This window comes from Streptomyces sp. NPDC032091 (assembly GCF_055580265.1).
In genome coordinates, this window is sequence record NZ_JBVILR010000001.1 from 75,788 (window position 1) to 92,186 (window position 16,399).

At 75.9% G+C, this 16,399-nt stretch carries 13 protein-coding genes; 5 read left to right on the forward strand and 8 right to left on the reverse strand.

The genetic code is table 11. From position 1 onward, the window contains the following. Positions 1-51 precede the first annotated feature (51 nt). Positions 52-954, reverse strand: coding sequence for an alpha/beta fold hydrolase (locus tag ACZ5NJ_RS00325; RefSeq protein ID WP_468761059.1), 903 nt, complete (start codon positions 952-954; stop codon positions 52-54). 86 nt (positions 955-1,040) lie between these two features. Then, the gene (locus tag ACZ5NJ_RS00330) at positions 1,041-2,159 is read right to left on the reverse strand and encodes a DUF3533 domain-containing protein (RefSeq protein ID WP_468761061.1); all 1,119 of its coding nucleotides are present in this window, start codon (positions 2,157-2,159) and stop codon (positions 1,041-1,043) included. Positions 2,160-2,253: 94 nt separating this feature from the next. Here ACZ5NJ_RS00330 and ACZ5NJ_RS00335 point away from each other — a divergent pair, with 94 nt between their 5' ends. Both ACZ5NJ_RS00335 and ACZ5NJ_RS00340 read left to right on the forward strand, forming a co-directional pair. After that, positions 2,254-5,964 (forward strand): DNA polymerase III subunit alpha, encoded by a 3,711-nt coding sequence (locus ACZ5NJ_RS00335; RefSeq protein ID WP_468761063.1) that lies wholly within the window; start codon positions 2,254-2,256, stop codon positions 5,962-5,964. Further along, on the forward strand, positions 5,961-7,073 hold the full coding sequence (locus tag ACZ5NJ_RS00340; RefSeq protein ID WP_468761065.1) for a DNA polymerase Y family protein: 1,113 nt from the start codon (positions 5,961-5,963) through the stop codon (positions 7,071-7,073). The genes ACZ5NJ_RS00335 and ACZ5NJ_RS00340 overlap by 4 nt, the downstream gene beginning before the upstream one ends. 114 nt (positions 7,074-7,187) lie before the next feature. Here ACZ5NJ_RS00340 and ACZ5NJ_RS00345 read toward each other — a convergent pair whose 3' ends face one another. Beyond that, on the reverse strand, positions 7,188-8,309 hold the full coding sequence (locus tag ACZ5NJ_RS00345; RefSeq protein ID WP_468761067.1) for a hypothetical protein: 1,122 nt from the start codon (positions 8,307-8,309) through the stop codon (positions 7,188-7,190). Between the two features lie 211 nt (positions 8,310-8,520). Between ACZ5NJ_RS00345 and ACZ5NJ_RS00350 the strand changes: the two genes are divergently transcribed. Further along, positions 8,521-9,381 carry an esterase/lipase family protein gene (locus tag ACZ5NJ_RS00350; protein WP_468761069.1) on the forward strand — a complete coding sequence of 287 codons (861 nt, stop codon included), beginning with the start codon at positions 8,521-8,523 and terminating at the stop codon, positions 9,379-9,381. Between the two features lie 25 nt (positions 9,382-9,406). On the opposite strand, the gene ACZ5NJ_RS00355 is transcribed toward ACZ5NJ_RS00350, so the two are convergent. From ACZ5NJ_RS00355 to ACZ5NJ_RS00365, 3 genes are all read right to left on the reverse strand, one after another. Further along, entirely contained in the window at positions 9,407-10,471 is a 1,065-nt protein-coding gene (locus ACZ5NJ_RS00355; protein WP_468761071.1) for a lytic polysaccharide monooxygenase auxiliary activity family 9 protein, read from the reverse strand. A 213-nt stretch (positions 10,472-10,684) separates the two neighbouring features. Next, on the reverse strand, positions 10,685-11,167 hold the full coding sequence (locus ACZ5NJ_RS00360; protein WP_468761074.1) for a ribonuclease FAU-1 family protein: 483 nt from the start codon (positions 11,165-11,167) through the stop codon (positions 10,685-10,687). Continuing rightward, entirely contained in the window at positions 11,164-12,120 is a 957-nt protein-coding gene (locus tag ACZ5NJ_RS00365; protein WP_468761076.1) for a GNAT family N-acetyltransferase, read from the reverse strand. The genes ACZ5NJ_RS00360 and ACZ5NJ_RS00365 overlap by 4 nt, the downstream gene beginning before the upstream one ends. A gap of 55 nt (positions 12,121-12,175) precedes the next feature. On the opposite strand from ACZ5NJ_RS00365, the gene ACZ5NJ_RS00370 reads away from it, so the two are divergent. Further along, positions 12,176-12,565, forward strand: a complete 390-nt coding sequence (locus tag ACZ5NJ_RS00370; RefSeq protein ID WP_468761078.1) for a GntR family transcriptional regulator — start codon at positions 12,176-12,178, stop codon at positions 12,563-12,565. Positions 12,566-12,575: 10 nt separating this feature from the next. Here ACZ5NJ_RS00370 and ACZ5NJ_RS00375 read toward each other — a convergent pair whose 3' ends face one another. Beyond that, positions 12,576-13,670 (reverse strand): DUF5925 domain-containing protein, encoded by a 1,095-nt coding sequence (locus tag ACZ5NJ_RS00375; RefSeq protein ID WP_468761080.1) that lies wholly within the window; start codon positions 13,668-13,670, stop codon positions 12,576-12,578. Between the two features lie 206 nt (positions 13,671-13,876). Between ACZ5NJ_RS00375 and ACZ5NJ_RS00380 the strand changes: the two genes are divergently transcribed. Continuing rightward, positions 13,877-14,677 carry an SGNH/GDSL hydrolase family protein gene (locus ACZ5NJ_RS00380; RefSeq protein WP_468761972.1) on the forward strand — a complete coding sequence of 267 codons (801 nt, stop codon included), beginning with the start codon at positions 13,877-13,879 and terminating at the stop codon, positions 14,675-14,677. Here the strand turns inward: ACZ5NJ_RS00380 and ACZ5NJ_RS00385 are convergent. After that, a complete protein-coding gene (locus ACZ5NJ_RS00385; protein WP_468761082.1) occupies positions 14,647-16,302 on the reverse strand; it encodes a serine/threonine-protein kinase in 1,656 nt (551 codons plus the stop codon). The genes ACZ5NJ_RS00380 and ACZ5NJ_RS00385 overlap by 31 nt on opposite strands. Positions 16,303-16,399: the final 97 nt, after the last annotated feature.

Genomic DNA, 16,399 nt, shown 5'->3' on the forward strand with positions numbered 1-16,399 from the left:
GCGGGGCCGCCCTCCGGGCGACGACGGGAGTGTGACGACAGGCCCTGGGATTCACGCCGGCTGCTGTTCGCCCACCGAGGGGGCGGGCAGTTCGCGCAGCAGCCAGGTGAGGACGTCGGGGAGCGCGCGCAGGGCCGCGAAGTGCGCGGCGTCCGGGTCGATGGTGGTCGTGGCGCCGGGGATGCGCCGGCCCAGCCAGCGCGCGTGGCCCACGGGGGAGAAGACGTCGAGCTCCCCGTGCCAGATCAGCACGGGGCAGCGGATGTCCGCGGGTTCGAAGCCCCAGGGGCTGCTGGCGGCGAGCATGTCGTCGATCCACCCGTACGCCGAAGTCCGCACCGCCTCGCGGTAGTTGCGCAGCAGCATCGACCGCAGGCCGGCGTCCGCGACGATCATCCGGTCGCTGGCGGTCAGCTCCCGGCGCAGCTCGTCCAGCAGCCGCCCGGGGTCGCGGGCGATCCCACTGGCGCGCGGGATCAGCCGGGCCGTGAGCTCCTCGGGGTCGGCGGCGGCGGTGGTGTACTCCCGCACGTTCGAGGCGGCCATCCCCGCGAACCAGTCCAGGTCCTCCGCGTCCCGGGGCGCGAGGGGGACCATGGCCGCCGTCCGCGTCACCCGCTCCGGCAGCAGCGCGGCGCAGGCCAGGGCCCCCGGGGCGCCGCCGGAGCGGCCGGCCACGGCGAAGGTGGCGATGCCGAGGGAGTCGGCGATGGCGGCCACGTCCTGGGCCACGTCGCCCACGGTGCGCCCGGGGTGGCGGTCGGAGCCGCCGTAGCCGGGCCGGTCGTAGGTGATGAGCCGGACCCGCCGCTGGTAGAGGACCATGCCCCGGGGGGCCGGCCCGAGCCTGCTGCCGGGCATGCCGTGGAGCAGGAAGACGGGCTTGCCGTCCGGGTCGCCCCAGTGTTCCGCCGTCAGGACGCGTCCGTCAGCGGTGCGCACCTCTTCGCGCACGCGCTCCCTCCCTCACGTCCGGCGCGAGCAGTCAGGGTGATTGTGCTCCCGGCGAGGGCGATGCGATAGGGCGCGACGGCCGGTCCTCACGGTCCGGGCGGGGCGGCCGGGCGGGCCGCGTCGTCGGGCAGGCCGCTGCCCACCGCGGCCCCGGGCCTGCCGCGGCGGGCGATCGCGCAGGCCAGCGTGACGGCGGACCCGGCCACCGCCCAGGCGGACAGGACCAGCATCGGGCCGGCCGCGCCGTTGCCCCGGAAGTAGGCGATGGAGCGGGCGGCGTAGGTACCGGCGCCCGGCGGCATGGCCGGGCCGATCGCCCGCCAGAACGGCGGCAGCAGCGGGTACGGGTAGGCGCCGCCCGCGCTGGGGTTGCCGAGCACCACGACCAGCAGGATGGCCAGGCCGATGCCGACCACGCCCGCCAGCCCCTGGAGGGCCAGGGTGAGCGCGCCGACCGCGAAGACCACCAGGGTGCCCAGCCCCCACAGGGCCGGGATCGAGCCGGGCAGGGCGCCCAGGACCGGGCCCGCGATGACCGCGCCGAGCAGCCCGGCGGCGACGGCGTACAGGAGCAGCGCGCCGAGCCGGATGACGGCGCGGGCGGAGTTCGCCGGGCGGGCGCCGGCGCTGATGGCGAGGATCGCGGCGCAGAGGTAGCCGCCCACGCACCAGCCGACGACCAGGTAGAAGGAGCTCAGGCCGCGGCTGTCGCCCCGGTCGGCGGGGGCCACGTCGACGACGGTCAGGCCCCGGCCCTGGGACTTCTCGGCCAGGCCGACGACCTGCTCCAGGGCCTGGGAGAGGGAGGCCCCGGAGCCGCTCGCGACCAGCAGCCGGTCGTTCGGGCGGGCCGGATCGACGATCAGCGCGCCCTCCACCTCCCGGTTCCCGATCTGCGCGAGCGCGGCCGCCTCGTCGGCGACGGCCCGCGGGTCGAGGGGCTTGCCGGGCAGGGCGCCGAGCCGCTCCGCGGTCCGTACGGCGAGCGGCTGCGCGGGGGCGGCCACCGCGAGCGGGATCTCGCTGGGTTTCGGGTGGTGGAAGGCGCCGATGTAGGAGGTGACGAAGGCCAGCTGGAGGGCCAGCACCCCCAGGACCAGCACGGCGGCCCGGGTGGTCACGGCGTCCTTGATCTCGGCGAGGAATCCGCCGGCCGGGCCCGCGTGGTCGGTCCGCCCGGTGGGCGGCGGGGTGGGCTGGGTCATGTCCCCACGCTCGGCGGGCCGGGGGACGGGCGCAGCAGGGACGGGCCGAATGGATGATCGAACAAGTGTTTCGCACGGATATTCGAATTGCTCTATGGTGGAGAAGGGGGAGGCAAGAAGGTCGAGGGAAGCAGGAGGGCCGCGGGTGCCCGGGTTCACGCATCTGCACACCGTTTCGGGGTTCTCCGTGCGCTACGGCGCCTCGCACCCGCAGCGGCTGGCGGAACGCGCCGCCGAGCGGGGCATGGACGCCCTCGCCCTGACCGACCGCGACACCCTCGCGGGCGCGGTCCGCTTCGCGAAGGCGGCCGCGGCGGCCGGGATCCGGCCGCTGTTCGGAGTGGACCTGGCCGTCGCCCCCGCGGGGCCGCCCGACGGGTCGGGTCCGCCCGGCGGTGCCGGTACGGGCGAGGCCTCGTACCGGCGGCGGGTGCCCGTGAGGGGCGGTGCCTTCGTGGACGAGTCCGCCCCGCGCGCCCTCTTCCTGGCCCGCGACGGCGCCGCCGGCTGGGCGGAGCTCTGCCGTCTGGTCACCGCCGCCCACGCCCCCGCCGGGCCGGACGGCCCGTGGCCGGGCTCCGGCTCCGTGCCGGGCGGGGACGGCTCCGGCCGGCCCGGGGGCCTCTCCGGCGCGCCCGGCTCCGGCGGGTTCGCCGGGGCGCGGGCGGGGAGCTCCGCCTCCGGCGGGGCTGCCGGGCCGGGGGCCGGCGCGGCCGGGTTCCCGTACCCCGCCGGAGGCCAGGGGCGGCCCCTGGTGCCCTTCGGGACGCTCGGCGGCGGTGGGGTGTTCGTGCTGCTCGGGCCCGGGTCCGAGGTGGGCCGGGCGCTGGCCGCCGGGCGCCCCGACCGGGCCGCGCGGCTGCTCGCGCCCTGGCGGGAGCGCTACGGCGACGCCCTGCGCCTGGAGGCCGTCCACCACGGCCGCCCCGGCACCGGCCCCGGCTCGCTGCGCCTGGCCGCCCGTACCGTCGGCTTCGCCGCCGAGCAGGGCGTCCCGGCCGTGCTGACCAACGCCGTCCGCTACGCCGACCCCGGCCAGGGACCCGTCGCCGACGTCCTCGACGCCGCCCGCCGCCTCGTCCCCGTCGACCCCCGCGGCCCCCTCGACAGCGGCGAGCGGTGGCTCAAGGACCCCGCCGCCATGGCCGACACCGCCGACCGGATCGCGCGGGCGGCCGGGCTGCGGCCCGCCGACGCCCGCCGGCTCCTCGCCCGCACCCGCGAGACCGCCGAGGCCTGCGCCGTGGACCCCGAGGACGACCTCGGCCTCGGCTCCGTGCACTTCCCCGAGCCCCGCCTCGTCGGCGCCGCCCACCGCACCGCCCAGCGGGTGCTCGCCTCCCGGGCCGGCGCCGGCATGGTGCTGCGCGGCTACGCCGGCGAGCGCGCGTACTGGGACCGGATGCACGAGGAACTCGACGTCATCGCCTTCCACGGCTACGCCTCGTACTTCCTGACGGTCGCCCAGGTCGTGGACGACGTCCGGGAGATGGGCATCCGCGTGGCCGCCCGAGGCTCCGGCGCCGGCTCCCTCGTCAACCACCTCCTCGGCATCGCGCACGCCGACCCCGTCGCCAACGGCCTGCTCATGGAGCGCTTCCTGTCCCGGCGCCGGCGCGTCCTGCCCGACATCGACATCGACGTGGAATCCGCCCGCCGCCTGGAGGTCTACCGCCGGATCATCGGCCGCTTCGGCACCGAACGCGTCGCCACCGTCGCCATGCCCGAGACCTACCGGGTCCGTCACGCCATCCGCGACGTCGGCGCCGCCCTGTCCATGGACCCGGCCGCCGTCGACCGGCTCGCCAAGGCCTTCCCGCACATCCGTGCCCGCGACGCCCGCGCCGCCCTGGACGAACTGCCCGAGCTGCGCGGCCTGCGCGACGAGGCGCGGGGGGAGGAGCACGCCCGGATGTGGGACCTCGTCGAGGCCCTGGACGCCCTGCCGCGCGGCACCGCCATGCACCCGTGCGGGGTCCTGCTCTCCGACGCCACCCTCCTGGAACGCACCCCCGTGGTCCCCACCAGCGGCGAGGGCTTCCCCATGTCCCAGTTCGACAAGGAGGACGTGGAGGACCTCGGCCTGCTCAAACTCGACGTGCTGGGCGTACGGATGCAGTCCGCGATGGCGCACGCCGTCGCGGAACTGCGCCGCGCCACCGGGGAGGAGCTCGACCTCGACGACCCCGCGCAGGTGCCGCCGGGCGACCCGGCGACGTACGGGCTGATCCGCTCGGCCGAGACGCTGGGCTGCTTCCAGATCGAGTCCCCCGGCCAGCGCGACCTGGTCGGACGGCTCCAGCCGGACTCCTTCCACGACCTGGTCGTCGACATCTCCCTCTTCCGGCCCGGTCCGGTCGCCGCCGACATGGTCCGGCCCTTCATCGAGGCCCGGCACGGACGCGCCCCCGTCCGCTTCCCGCACCCGGACCTCGCCGACGCGCTGCGCGAGACCTACGGGGTGGTGGTCTTCCACGAGCAGATCATCGAGATCGTGCACGTCATGACCGGCTGCGGCCGCGACGAGGCCGACCGGGTGCGGCGCGGTCTCTCCGACCCGCAGTCGCAGGGCCGGATCAAGGCCTGGTTCGCGGCGGCGGCGGCCGGGCGCGGCTACTCGGCGGAGGTGGTCGCGCGGACCTGGGAGATCGTCGAGGCCTTCGGCAGCTACGGGTTCTGCAAGGCGCACGCGGTGGCGTTCGCCGTGCCCACGTACCAGTCGGCCTGGCTCAAGGCCCACCACCCGGCCGCCTTCTACGCCGGGCTGCTCACCCACGACCCCGGCATGTACCCCAAGCGGCTGCTGCTGGCGGACGCCCGGCGGCGGGGCGTGCCGGTGCTGCCGCTGGACGTGAACCGCTCGGCGGCCGCCCACCGCATCGAACTGGTGTCCGACAGCCCGGAGCGGTGGGGGCTGCGGCTCGCCCTCTCCGACGTCCACGGCATCAGCGGGGCCGAGGTCCTGCGCATCGAGGCCGGACAGCCGTACGCCTCCCTGCGCGACTTCTGGGACCGCGCCCACCCCGGCCGCCCGGTGGCCGAACGCCTCGCACAGGTCGGCGCGTTGGACTCCTTCGCCGCCAACCGCCGCGACCTGCTGCTGCACTTGACGGAACTCCATGGCGCCCAGCGCGCCGCCGGAGTCCGGGGCGCCGCCCAACTCCCGCTGGGCGGCGGCCGTTCCACCGCCCCCGTCGGACTGCCCGACCTGACCGACGCCGAACGGCTCAGCGCCGAACTCGGCGTCCTCGGCATGGACGCCTCCCGCCACCTGATGGACGACCACCACGCCTTCCTCGCCGAGCTGGGCGTGGTCCCGGCCCGCCGGCTGCGCGAGACCGCGCACGGGCGGACCGTGCTCGTCGCCGGCGCCAAGGCGGCCACCCAGACCCCGCCGATCCGCTCCGGCAGGCGGGTCGTCTTCACCACCCTGGACGACGGCACCGGCCTGGTCGACCTGGCCTTCTTCGACGACAGCCAGGAGGCCTGCGCGCACACCGTCTTCCACTCCTTCCTGCTGCTGGTACGGGGAGTCGTGCAGCGGCGCGGCCCGCAGAGCCTGAGCGTGGTCGGGGCGGCCGCCTGGGACCTCGCCGAACTGGTGCGGCTGCGCGAGGACGAGGGCCTGGAGGCGGTCACGGCCCGGCTGGCCCGGCCCCTGCCCGAGGGTCCCGGCGACAGCGGCAGGCGCATCCACCTGCCGACCGGCTACGAGCTGAACCCGTGGGCCGACCTCCAGCCGCCGGGCGACCGCGCGGCGACGGGCCGCAAGCTGTGGCACTCCAGCCCGGGGAGCGCGGGATGACGACGGCACCGTCCCTCCAGCACCCGACCGCGCCGAAAGCGGACCCCTGGCCGGGTGCCGATTCCTGGCCGGGTACCGGCCCTCGGCCTGGCTCGGACCCGGGAACCGGCGCCGCTTTCGGGGGTGCCGCCGACCCCGCCGGGGCCGGGGTGCTGCACGTCCGCTGCGGTCCCGCCGTGGCCGGGGAGGGGTACCGGGAGGTGCTGGAGCTGCTGCGGGAGTTCTCCCCTCTGGTCCAGGCCCTGCCGCCGCGGGCCGCGCTGGTCCAGGTGCGCGGCGCCCGGCGGTACTTCGGGGCCGACGCCGCCCGGATCGCCGAGGTGGTCCGGCTGCGCGCGGTGGCCCGGCTGGGTACGGACGTACGGATCGGGGTCGCGGGCACCTGGGCCGTGGCGGCCATGGCCTCCGCCCGGATCCCGGGACCCGGCGGGGTGCTGGCCGTGCCCCGGGAGCGGGTGGCCGACTTCCTCGCCCCCCTGCCCGTGGAGGCCCTGCACGGGCTCGGCCCCCGCCAGGCCGACGCGCTGCGCGGGTACGGGCTGCACACCGTCGGGGCGCTCACACAGGTCCCGCCCGGCGTCCTGGAACGGATCCTCGGCAAGCGGGCCGGCCGGCTCGTCGCGGAGCGCGCCCGCGGGATCGACCCGCGCCCGGTCACCCCGCGCGACCTGCCCGGCTCCGCCGCCGTCCGGACCGGCTTCGACCGCCAGGAACTGGACGGCCCGCACGCCCGGGCCGCCCTGCTCGGCCTGGTGGTCCGGCTCGGCGCGCAGCTGCGCGGCCGCCGCCAGGCCGCCCGGTCCCTGTGCCTGACCCTGCAGTTCGCCGGCGGCACCCGCTGGGAGCGCTCCCGACGGCTGGTGGAACCCTCCGCCCACGACGAGGACCTCCGCACCCTCGCGTACCGCCTGATGGACGCGGCGGGCCTGCAACGGGCCCGGCTCACCGGCATGGTGCTGCGCGCCGAGGACCTCGCGGCCGCGCAGGCCGTGACCCGTCAGCTCTCCCTGGACCCCGTCCGCGAGGCCCGCCTCACGGTGGAGGCCGCCATCGACCGCGCCAACGCCCGCTTCGGCCCGGGCACGGTCCGCCCGGCCGCGCTCTTCTAGGCCGTCCCTTCCGGATCCCGCCGGTCAAGCCCGCGGCGTTCCCCGGCCACCGCTGGGAGGCGCCCCGGGTGCCGTGCAGGGGTGCGGCGAGGTGCGGTGGTACCCGGCCCGGGGTCAGAGGTCGCCCAGGATCAGCCGGGCCGTCTCCGTGCGCAGGGGGGTGGTCTGGGCCTGGATCAGGTGGAACTGGGCCTCCCGGGAGAGCCGCCCGGCGGTGTGCCCGTACTGGATCGCCCGGCCCCCGGCCACCGCCACGCAGGCCGCCGCCGACCGTACGGCCAGGTCCAGGGCCGCGGCCCGCAGGCCCAGCCGGGCCCCGACGCCCTCGCCGGCCGGCAGTCCGTCGCGCAGGGCGTAGGCCTCGGCGCGCAGCCGGGCGGCCTTCTCGGCCAGCCGCAGGCCGAGTTCCCCGTACGGCTCCGAGCGGAGGAGGAAGTCGGCGGTCGCGCGCAGCTGCCCGAAGACGGCCGGCTGGGCGTCGGCGTTCTCCAGGTCGTAGGCCCGGATCCACTCCGCCCGGGGCACCACCCCGAGCACCCGGGCGTCGGGCACGAGCACCCCGCGCAGCTCGACGGAGGCCGTGTGCGTCCCGCCCATCGCCCACAGCGGGGCCTCCTCGACGGCGCTCAGCCCCTCCGCCCCGGCCCCGGCCCCGGAGCCGCAGTCGATCAGGGCGAGGACCGCCTCGTCGGAGCCGGTGACGGCACCCGCGTACAGGGAGTCGGCCACCCCCCAGCCCGTCACCCACGGCATCCGCCCGGTCAGCCGCCATCCGCCCGGCACCCGCTCCGCCGTGACGGGCGGGCTCGGACGCCGCAGGAAGGCGTAACCCGCCGTCGGCCGCCGCTCCCCGCGCAGCAGGGCCGGCAGCCGGCTCTCGCGCAGGGCGGTGCCCGCCGGGCCGGTGGCCTGGGCGAGGGCCCGGGCGAGCGGGACGTGCTGGGTCCACACGAACCACGTCGACGGGTCCACCGCCGCCAGGACCTCGTGGACCTCCCGGACCACCTGACGGGCCGTGAGGCCGGAATCAGGCCCCGGTTCGTATCCGATCACCCCGTACGCGCCGCAGGCGGCGAGCGCGTCCAGGTGGGTACGCGGCACCCCCTCGGCCGCCGTCCGCTCCGCCCCGGGCCGCAGGACCCGTACGGCGGCGTCGGTGACGGCGGCGACCAGCGGGTCGGCCGCCAGCGCGGGCGGGGTGGCCAGGGCGGTGCCGGCTCCAGGGGCCTCGTGCATGGCGGCGCTCACCTCGGGTTGCGGGGGGTCCAGGGGCGTCCATCCTTCCCGAGCGGTACTGGAGGCGCGCTGGACACGCGAGTTTTTACCGCCGCGTAACTTCCAAGTCTTGCTACTCGCCCGTAATTTGGCGGCAGCAGCTCCCCTTGTGATCCGGATCACGGGACGGAACCCCCACACCATTCCCCTTGAACCGCGAGGAGATCACACGATGCTGCCCTGGAGACGCCTGCTCCGCCCGCTGGCCGTCCTCACCCTGGCCGCCGCCGCGCTCGTCGCCCCCACCGGCGCAGCGCAGGCGGCGTCCGCTCCCAGCAGCGGCTGGAACAACTGGTCCTGCAAGCCCTCGGCCGAACATCCCCGCCCGGTCGTCCTCGTCCACGGAACCTTCGGCAACTCCGTCGACAACTGGCTCGGGTTCGCCCCCTACCTGGTCCACCGCGGCTACTGCGTCTACTCCCTCGACTACGGCCAGCTGCCCGGCGTGCCCCTCTTCAACGGGCTCGGCCCCATCGACAGGTCGGCCGGCCAGCTCGACGCCTTCGTCGACAAGGTGCTGGCCTCCACCGGCGCCGCCAAGGCCGACCTCGTCGGCCACTCCCAGGGCGGCATGATGCCCCGCTACTACCTGAAGTTCCTCGGCGGCGCCGCCAAGGTCAACGCCCTCGTGGGCCTCGCCCCCGACAACCACGGCACCACCCTGTCCGGACTCGCCCAGCTGCTCCCGTACTTCCCCGGCGCCGCGGACCTGATCAGCACGGCGACCCCGGGGCTGGCCGACCAGATCGCCGGATCCGCCTTCCAGCAGAAGCTGAACGCCGGCGGCGACACCGTCCCCGGCGTCTCCTACACCGTCATCGCGACCAAGTACGACGAGGTGGTCACCCCCTACCGGAGCGCCTTCCTCGACGGACCGGCCGTCCGCAACGTCGTCCTCCAGGACCTGTGCGCCCTGGACCTCTCGGAGCACGTGGCCATCGGCCTGACCGACCGGATCGCCTGGCACGAGGCGGTCAACGCCCTCGACCCGGCGCACGCGGAACGGACCACGTGCGCCTCGGTCTTCGACTGACCCGCCCCGCCCGGCCCCGCCGCGGCTAGCGGACGCTCCGGCGCACCCCGGTGGCCCGGCGGCGGGCCACGGCGAACAGCACGGCCGCACCCACGGCCACCACCCCGGCGCCCGCGATCGCGAGCGCCGGGGTGGCGCCGTTCCCGCCGGTCTCCGCGAGGTCGCCGCCCTCCCTGCCGCCGGCGGGGGAGGGGGAGGCGGCGGGGGCCGGCGCGGCGGCGACCGGGGAGGCCGCGGCCCGGCCGTTCGTCCTCGGGTCGTTGTCGCCGTGGCCGCCGTGCTCCACGGTGGACCGGCCGGCGCCGTCGGAGATCTGCCGCTCCGTCGGCGCCGCGGGCGTCTGGACCGGCGCGGGCTCGCCCGGCTGCGCGGAGGCGCCCGTCCCCGGGGCCCCCGCTCCCGGGGCGGCCCCCGTACCGCCGCCCCCGGCGCCGGTGCTCCCGCCGTCCTTGCCGAAGACCACGTCCGAGCAGGTGTAGAAGGCCTCGGGGCTGTCCGAGCGCTGCCAGACGCTGTAGACGAGGTGCCGCCCGCTCTTCTTCGGCACCACTCCGTCGAAGACGTAGTCCCCGTTCCGCATCCCCGGGTCGGTGACCTTCACGAACGGCGCCGGCTCCAGGTCGGACCACTTCAGCGGCTTCGACGGGTCGTAGCCGTCCTTCGTCACGTACAGCTCGAAGGAGCCCTTGTGCGGGGCGGTGCCCTTGTAGCGGAAGGTGTGCGCCCCCGCCGTCATCGGGGTCGCCGGCCAGTCGGTGCGGGGCAGGTCCAGCCCCTTGTACGTGGCGTTGCCCGCCGAGCACAGCTGCCCGTCGGGGATCAGGGACCGGCTCCTGCCGGCCGCGTTCGCGATGTTCACCGCGTTCCAGTCGTAGAAGGCCTGCGGGCCGCTCGCGGCGACGGCCGCCTTGCACGCCGCCGACTTCGGCGCCTCCGGCCCCTCCGCGTAGCACGCCGCGACCCGGCTGACCGGGTCCGTCATCGACCCGTGGGCCGCCGCCGGGACGGCCGTGTACGCGGCCACCGCGAGCGGGGCGAGGCCGACGGCGGCGATACGGGCGGCGGCGGCGGTGCGGCGGCGTGCGGGCATGGGCGGATCTCCTTCGAGCGCGGGGCAGGGTGCACCAGCGGAACCGGCCGCCGCGGCGCCGCCCCGCAAGGGCCCCGACACCGCACCACGACCTCCCTGGCCCGGCCAAGCTAGCCCGCCCAAAAGCCCGTTCGGCGGCCTTCGCGCCCGGCAAGAGGATCCTTAGGCTCCTCTTAAGGAACCCCTAAGCACCCCTACAGGAAGCCTCCGCGGTCACCGCAGCAGTGCGGCCAGTCCCTCCTCGGACAGGGCCGCCTCCTCCAGCGCGTCGAGCGCCCGTACGGCCTGGGCCGCCGCCTCGGGGTCGCTCGCGGTCAGGCCGCTCTCCGCGAACTCGTCCTCGTCCAGCCGCAGGACGGTCTTCCCGTCCGCCGACACCCACAGGTCGAGGTCCAGGTCCTCCACGAGGATCCCGCCCTCGCGGACCACGGCCGGGCGCGTGACGTCGCAGTACCAGCCCTTCAGGACCCCGTCGCCGGTCCGGACCTCCTTGACCGCGTACCAGCGGGTCCTCCAGAAGTGCTCGACGAACACGTCCCCCGGCTCGAACCGGACGAACCCGAAGTCCCGTACGCCCTCGGCCGCCCAGGGGGCCCGCACCGAGATCCGGTCACCGTCGTCGGCCAGCTGCGCCGCCGGATAGCCGATCTTGGTCCGGCCGCCCTTGGTGAGGGTGATGGTCCAGGTGGTGGTCACTGTGATGCTCCTCCAAGCCTCTTCGTGAAGCGCGTCTCGCTCGCGCAGATCTCGTATCCGAACCACGCGTTGATCGCGAGCATCGGTCCGTTCCCGGCGTCGTTGCCGGTGAAGGCGTCGGTGTACCCGGCCGCGCGGGCCCGGTGCAGCGAGTCGGTCTTGGCCAGCTTGGCCAGGCCGCGGCCGCGGAAGGCGCGCCGGGTGCCGGTCATCGCCGAGGAATAGCGGGTGCGGCCGTCGGTCCGGGCGGCCGAGAACGCGGCCACGGCCCCGTCGACGAGGACGACCGAGGTCAGCTCGCGGTCGAGGGTCGGGTCGTGCCAGACACCGTCCAGCCAGGCCTCGTAGTCGTCGAGCGCCAACGGGACGTCGCCCGGTTCGTCGGCCGAGGCCTCGGCGTCGGCCTCGTAGAGCGGACGGGGGTCCCCGGCGAAGGCCGAGGCCGGGCGCAGCTCCACCCCGGCGGGCAGGGCGCGGGGGAGCGGCGGGAGGGTGCCCGCCGCCAGGTCCAGGTGCAGGAAGTGCGCCGACCGGCTGGCCCGGTAGCCGCGCCGCTCGGCGAAGCCGCGGTGCGCGGGCTCGTCGAGCACCCAGGCGTACGCGTCCACGGCCCCGGACGCGGCGAGGTGCTCCTCCGCGGTGCGCAGCAGGGCGGTTCCGACGCCGAGGGCGCGGTGGGCGGGGTCGACGTAGGCGTTGACGTACGACTGGCCGGGCTCCGGGCTGTCGTGGGCGAGGCCGACCTGGGCGGTGCCGACGGCCCCGCCGCCGGCGGTCTCGGCGATCAGGAGGCGGAAGCGGGCACGGGGGTGCGCGGAGCCGAGCTCGAACGCCACACCGGCGGGGGTGGTCACCAGGAAGGGCAGGGCCGCGCGGCGCACCCGGACCACGGCCTCGGCGTCGGCGGGGTCGTCGGGGCGCAGGTCGCGCACGCGAACGGCGGGGAGGGTCATGCGGGGGACGTTACGGGCGGATCCGCCTACCGCGCATGCGAATTACAATCGGCGCGTGACCTCGACCAACCCCCTCAGGATCAGGATCGACGGCGCGGCCGGATCGGCGGCCCCGTACGAACAGCTGCGCGCGCAGATCGCGGACCAGGCCCGTTCGGGCCGGCTTCCGGCGGGCTTCAAACTGCCGACCGTGCGGGGGCTGGCGGAGGAGCTGGGGCTCGCGGCGAACACCGTGGCGAAGGCGTACCGGGCGCTGGAGGCCGACGGGGTGATCGAGACGCGGGGGCGGAACGGGACGTTCGTCGCGGCGGGGGAGGGTTCGTCGCGGGAGGCGGCGGTGGCCGCGCAGGCGTATGCGGAACGTGTCCGTCGGCTGGGTCTCACGGAGTCGGAGGCCCTGGCCGCGGCCACCGCGGCCCTCCGGGCCCAGTACGCGGCCCAGTAGCCCCGCCGGCTCAGAGGTACAGGCCCGCCTCCGACTGCGGCTGCGCCGGGACGACCGCCGCCGGTCCCGTGCCCCGCCGGAGGGCGAAGAGTTCCGCCAGGGTCGCGCCCTCCCGGGAGACCCCCTCGTCGGTGCCGAGCCAGTCCACCGCCTCGCCGTGCGTCAGCCGGCCGACCTCGATGCGGGCCAGGCACCGCCCGGGGCGGACCACCGCCGGGTGCAGCCGCTCCAGGTCCTCGTTGGTCGTGACCCCGACCAGGACGTTGCGGCCCTGCCCCAGCAGACCGTCCGTCAGGTTGAGCAGCCGTGACAGCGCCTGCCCCGCCGTGTGCCGCGCCTCGCCGCGGATCAGCTCGTCGCAGTCCTCCAGCAGCAGCAGCCGCCAGCGTCCCTTCGCGGTGCCCTCGTCCTCGCCGATCGCGATGTCCATCAGGTAGCCGACGTCGTTGAACAGCCGTTCCGGGTCCAGGACGCAGTCCACCTGGCACCAGTCCCGCCACGACCGCGCCAGCGTCCGCAGGGCCGACGTCTTCCCCGTCCCGGGCGGCCCGTGCAACAGCAGCAGCCGCCCCGCGATGTCGTCCGGGGTGACCTTCATCAGCCGGTCCATCGCCGCCGCCACCGGCGCCGTGTAGTTCGGCCGGACCTCCGCCCACGTACCGGCCGAGATCTGCCGCGTCGTGCGGTACGGGCCGCGGCGCGGGGAGACGTACCAGAAGCCCATCGTCACGTTCTCCGGCTGGGGTTCGGGCTCGTCCTGGGCGCCGTCCGTGGCCTCGCCGAGCACCCGCTGCGCGAGCTCGTCGCTGACCGCCGTGACCGTGACGTCCGCGCCCCGGCTCCAGCGGGAGACCAGGACCGTCCAGCCCTCGCCCTCGGCGAGAGTGGCGCTGCGGTCGGTGTCGCGCGCCGCGCGGAGCACGGTGGCCCGCGGGGGCAGCAGCGTCGCCTCCGCCTTCACCCGCTCGATGGTGACGCTCTGCGCGTACGGCTGCTCGCCGGTCGCGAACCGGCCGAGGAAGAGCGCGTCGACGACGTCCGACGGTGAGTCACTGTCGTCCACGTGGAGCCGGATCGGCAGCGCGTCATGCGGGTCTGCTGGCATGGCGCCCATGATCCGGCACGAACTGCCCTGCCGCACCCGTGTTTCGCCGGATCGGGTGGACGCGTTCCCCCTTCAAACGCGCCGGGCGTGAAGATTCCGACGCCAACCCCGCCCCGAAAATTCTTGGCATGAACACTTCCGGCCATCCCCGGCTGCTTGTACCACGGACTGAGGAGTAACCCCCACAAGGAGCCGCCCACATGAGCATGAGACTGTCGCGCTTCGCCGCCCTCACCTCCTCCCTGCTGCTCGCCGCCGGAGCAGCCCTCTTCGGCGCCGGCCAGGCCTCCGCCCAGGCCGACTTCGGCTACGTCGCACTCGGCGACTCGTACTCGTCCGGCGTCGGCGCCGGCAACTACGACTCCGCCAGCGGCAACTGCAAGCGCACCACCCGTGCCTACCCGGCCCTGTGGGCCGCCGCCCACGCCCCGCAGACCTTCTCCTTCACCGCCTGCTCGGGCGCCCGTACGGGTGACGTCCTCTCCGGGCAGCTCGGCCCGCTCAACTCCGGTACCGACCTGGTCAGCATCACCATCGGCGGCAACGACGCCGGGTTCTCCGACGTGATGACGACCTGTGTCCTGCAGTCCGAGTCCACCTGTGTGAGCCGCGTCAACCAGGCCAAGGCGTACGTCGACACCACCCTCCCCGGCCAGCTCGACCAGGTCTACGACGCCATCCGCGGCCGCGCCCCCTCCGCCAAGGTGGTCGTGCTCGGCTATCCCCGCTTCTACCAGCTCAACGGCAGCTGCATCGCCGGGCTCACCGAGGGCGAGCGCACCGCCATCAACGGCGCCGCCGACTACCTCAACGCCGCCATCGCCAAGCGCGCCGCCGACCACGGGTTCACCTTCGCCTCGGTCGCCGGGGCCTTCACCGGCCACGAGATCTGCTCCGGGGACGCGTGGCTGCACAGCGTCAACTGGACCAACATCGGCGAGTCGTACCACCCCACCGCCACCGGACAGTCCTCCGGCTACCTGCCGGTGTTCAGCGGCAAGGCCTGAGGGCCGGCCGCCGGGCTCCCCGTCGGAGCCGGTCCCGTGGCCGGCGCCGACGTCCCGGCGGGCGGGCCCGAGGGGCTCGCCGGAGCAGGGGAGGAGGCCCCGCCCGTCGGGGTCTCCTCCGCGCACGCCACCGAGAACTCCAGCCAGGGCGAGGTCTTCAGCTGCGGCGCGCGCACCTCCAGCCGTACCGCGTCCTGGACGTTCCCGCCCGTCTTCCCCTCCGGCTCGTCGTGGTTCAGCTGACGGGTCCGCGCCCCGCCCGCCTCGTACGTGATGCTCTGCCACGGCTCCGCGGACGTCGAGCCGTCGAGCCTGGCCCAGCGGTACTCCACCACGGCCGGGGTCACGGCCACCTCGATGGTGCCGGTGAACGAGGGCGTACCCGTCGCCGGCGGCGGGCAGCTCCCGGCGTAGGCGGCGCGCAGGGTGTGCACGTACAGGGTGACGTTCTGCGCGGGCCCGCTGGTCGCGGCCTGCGACGGGGAAGCCGAAGCCGGCGCGGACGGCGAGGGCCGCTCCGTCACGCCCGGGCTCCCGGACGGCCCGGCCGCCCCGGCCCCGCCCCCGGTGTCGCGCAGCAGCAGCCACACCAGCAGGGCCAGCACCGCCAGCAGCACCACGACGCCCACGGTCAGCACCACGCCCGCCCCGCTCCCGCCCCGCTCCGGCGGCCGCGCGGGCGGGGGCGCCGACGGGAGGGGCGCCGTCCCGCGGTCCCCCTCGTACGGCCCCGCCAGCACCGCCGTCGGCGCCGCGGGGTCCCACACCGGCCCGCCCGGATCCCGTACGGCGCCACCCGCGCCGATGATCCGCAGCATCCGGGCGGCCTCCGCCGCGGGCAGCCGCGCGGCCGGGTCCTTGCGCAGCAGCCCCTCCAGCACGGGTTCCAGCGGGCCGGCCCGGCGCGGCGGGGGCAACTCCCCCTCCACCACGGCCTCCAGGGTCGCCACCGGACTGTCCCGCCGGAAGGGCGAGACCCCCTCCACGGCCGTGTAGAGCATCACCCCGAGCGACCACAGGTCCGACTCGGGGCCGGGGTCGCGCCCCACCGCCCGTTCGGGGGCGAGGTATTCGGGGGAGCCCATCACCTCGCCCGTCATCGTCAGCGGGGAGGAGCCCGCCAGGCTCGCGATCCCGAAGTCGCCCAGCACCACCCGCCCGTCGTTGGCGACCAGCACGTTGGCGGGCTTCACGTCCCGGTGCAGCACCCCGGCCCCGTGCGCCGAGCGCAGTGCCGCCAGCACCTGCTCGCCCAGGTGCGCGGTCCGCTGCGGGGTCATCGGGCCCTCGCCCTCCAGCACCTCCGCCAGGGAGAGCCCGCGCACCAGCTCCATCACGATCCAGGGCCGGCCCTCCTCGGTGGCCACGTCGTAGACCGTGACCACCCCCCGGTGCGTGACCCGCGCCGCGGCCCACGCCTCGCGCTCCAGCCGCCGGTACAGCCGCGCGACCTCGGCGGCGTCCAGCCCCTCGGGCGCCCGGACCTCCTTGACCGCGACCTCCCGGGCCAGGACCTCGTCCCGCGCCCGCCACACCACGCCCATGCCGCCGCGGCCCAGCGGGCCGAGCAGCCGGTAGCGCCCGGCGATGACACGCCCGGACTCCCCGCTTTCGTCGGCACTCACGCGATTCCCCCCTGTGTCACCGGGTGATCACTCCAAGTTAGCGCAGCGGAGCTCTGGCGGCCCCCGTCGTGACGACACCTCTCCGCGGCCCTCACGG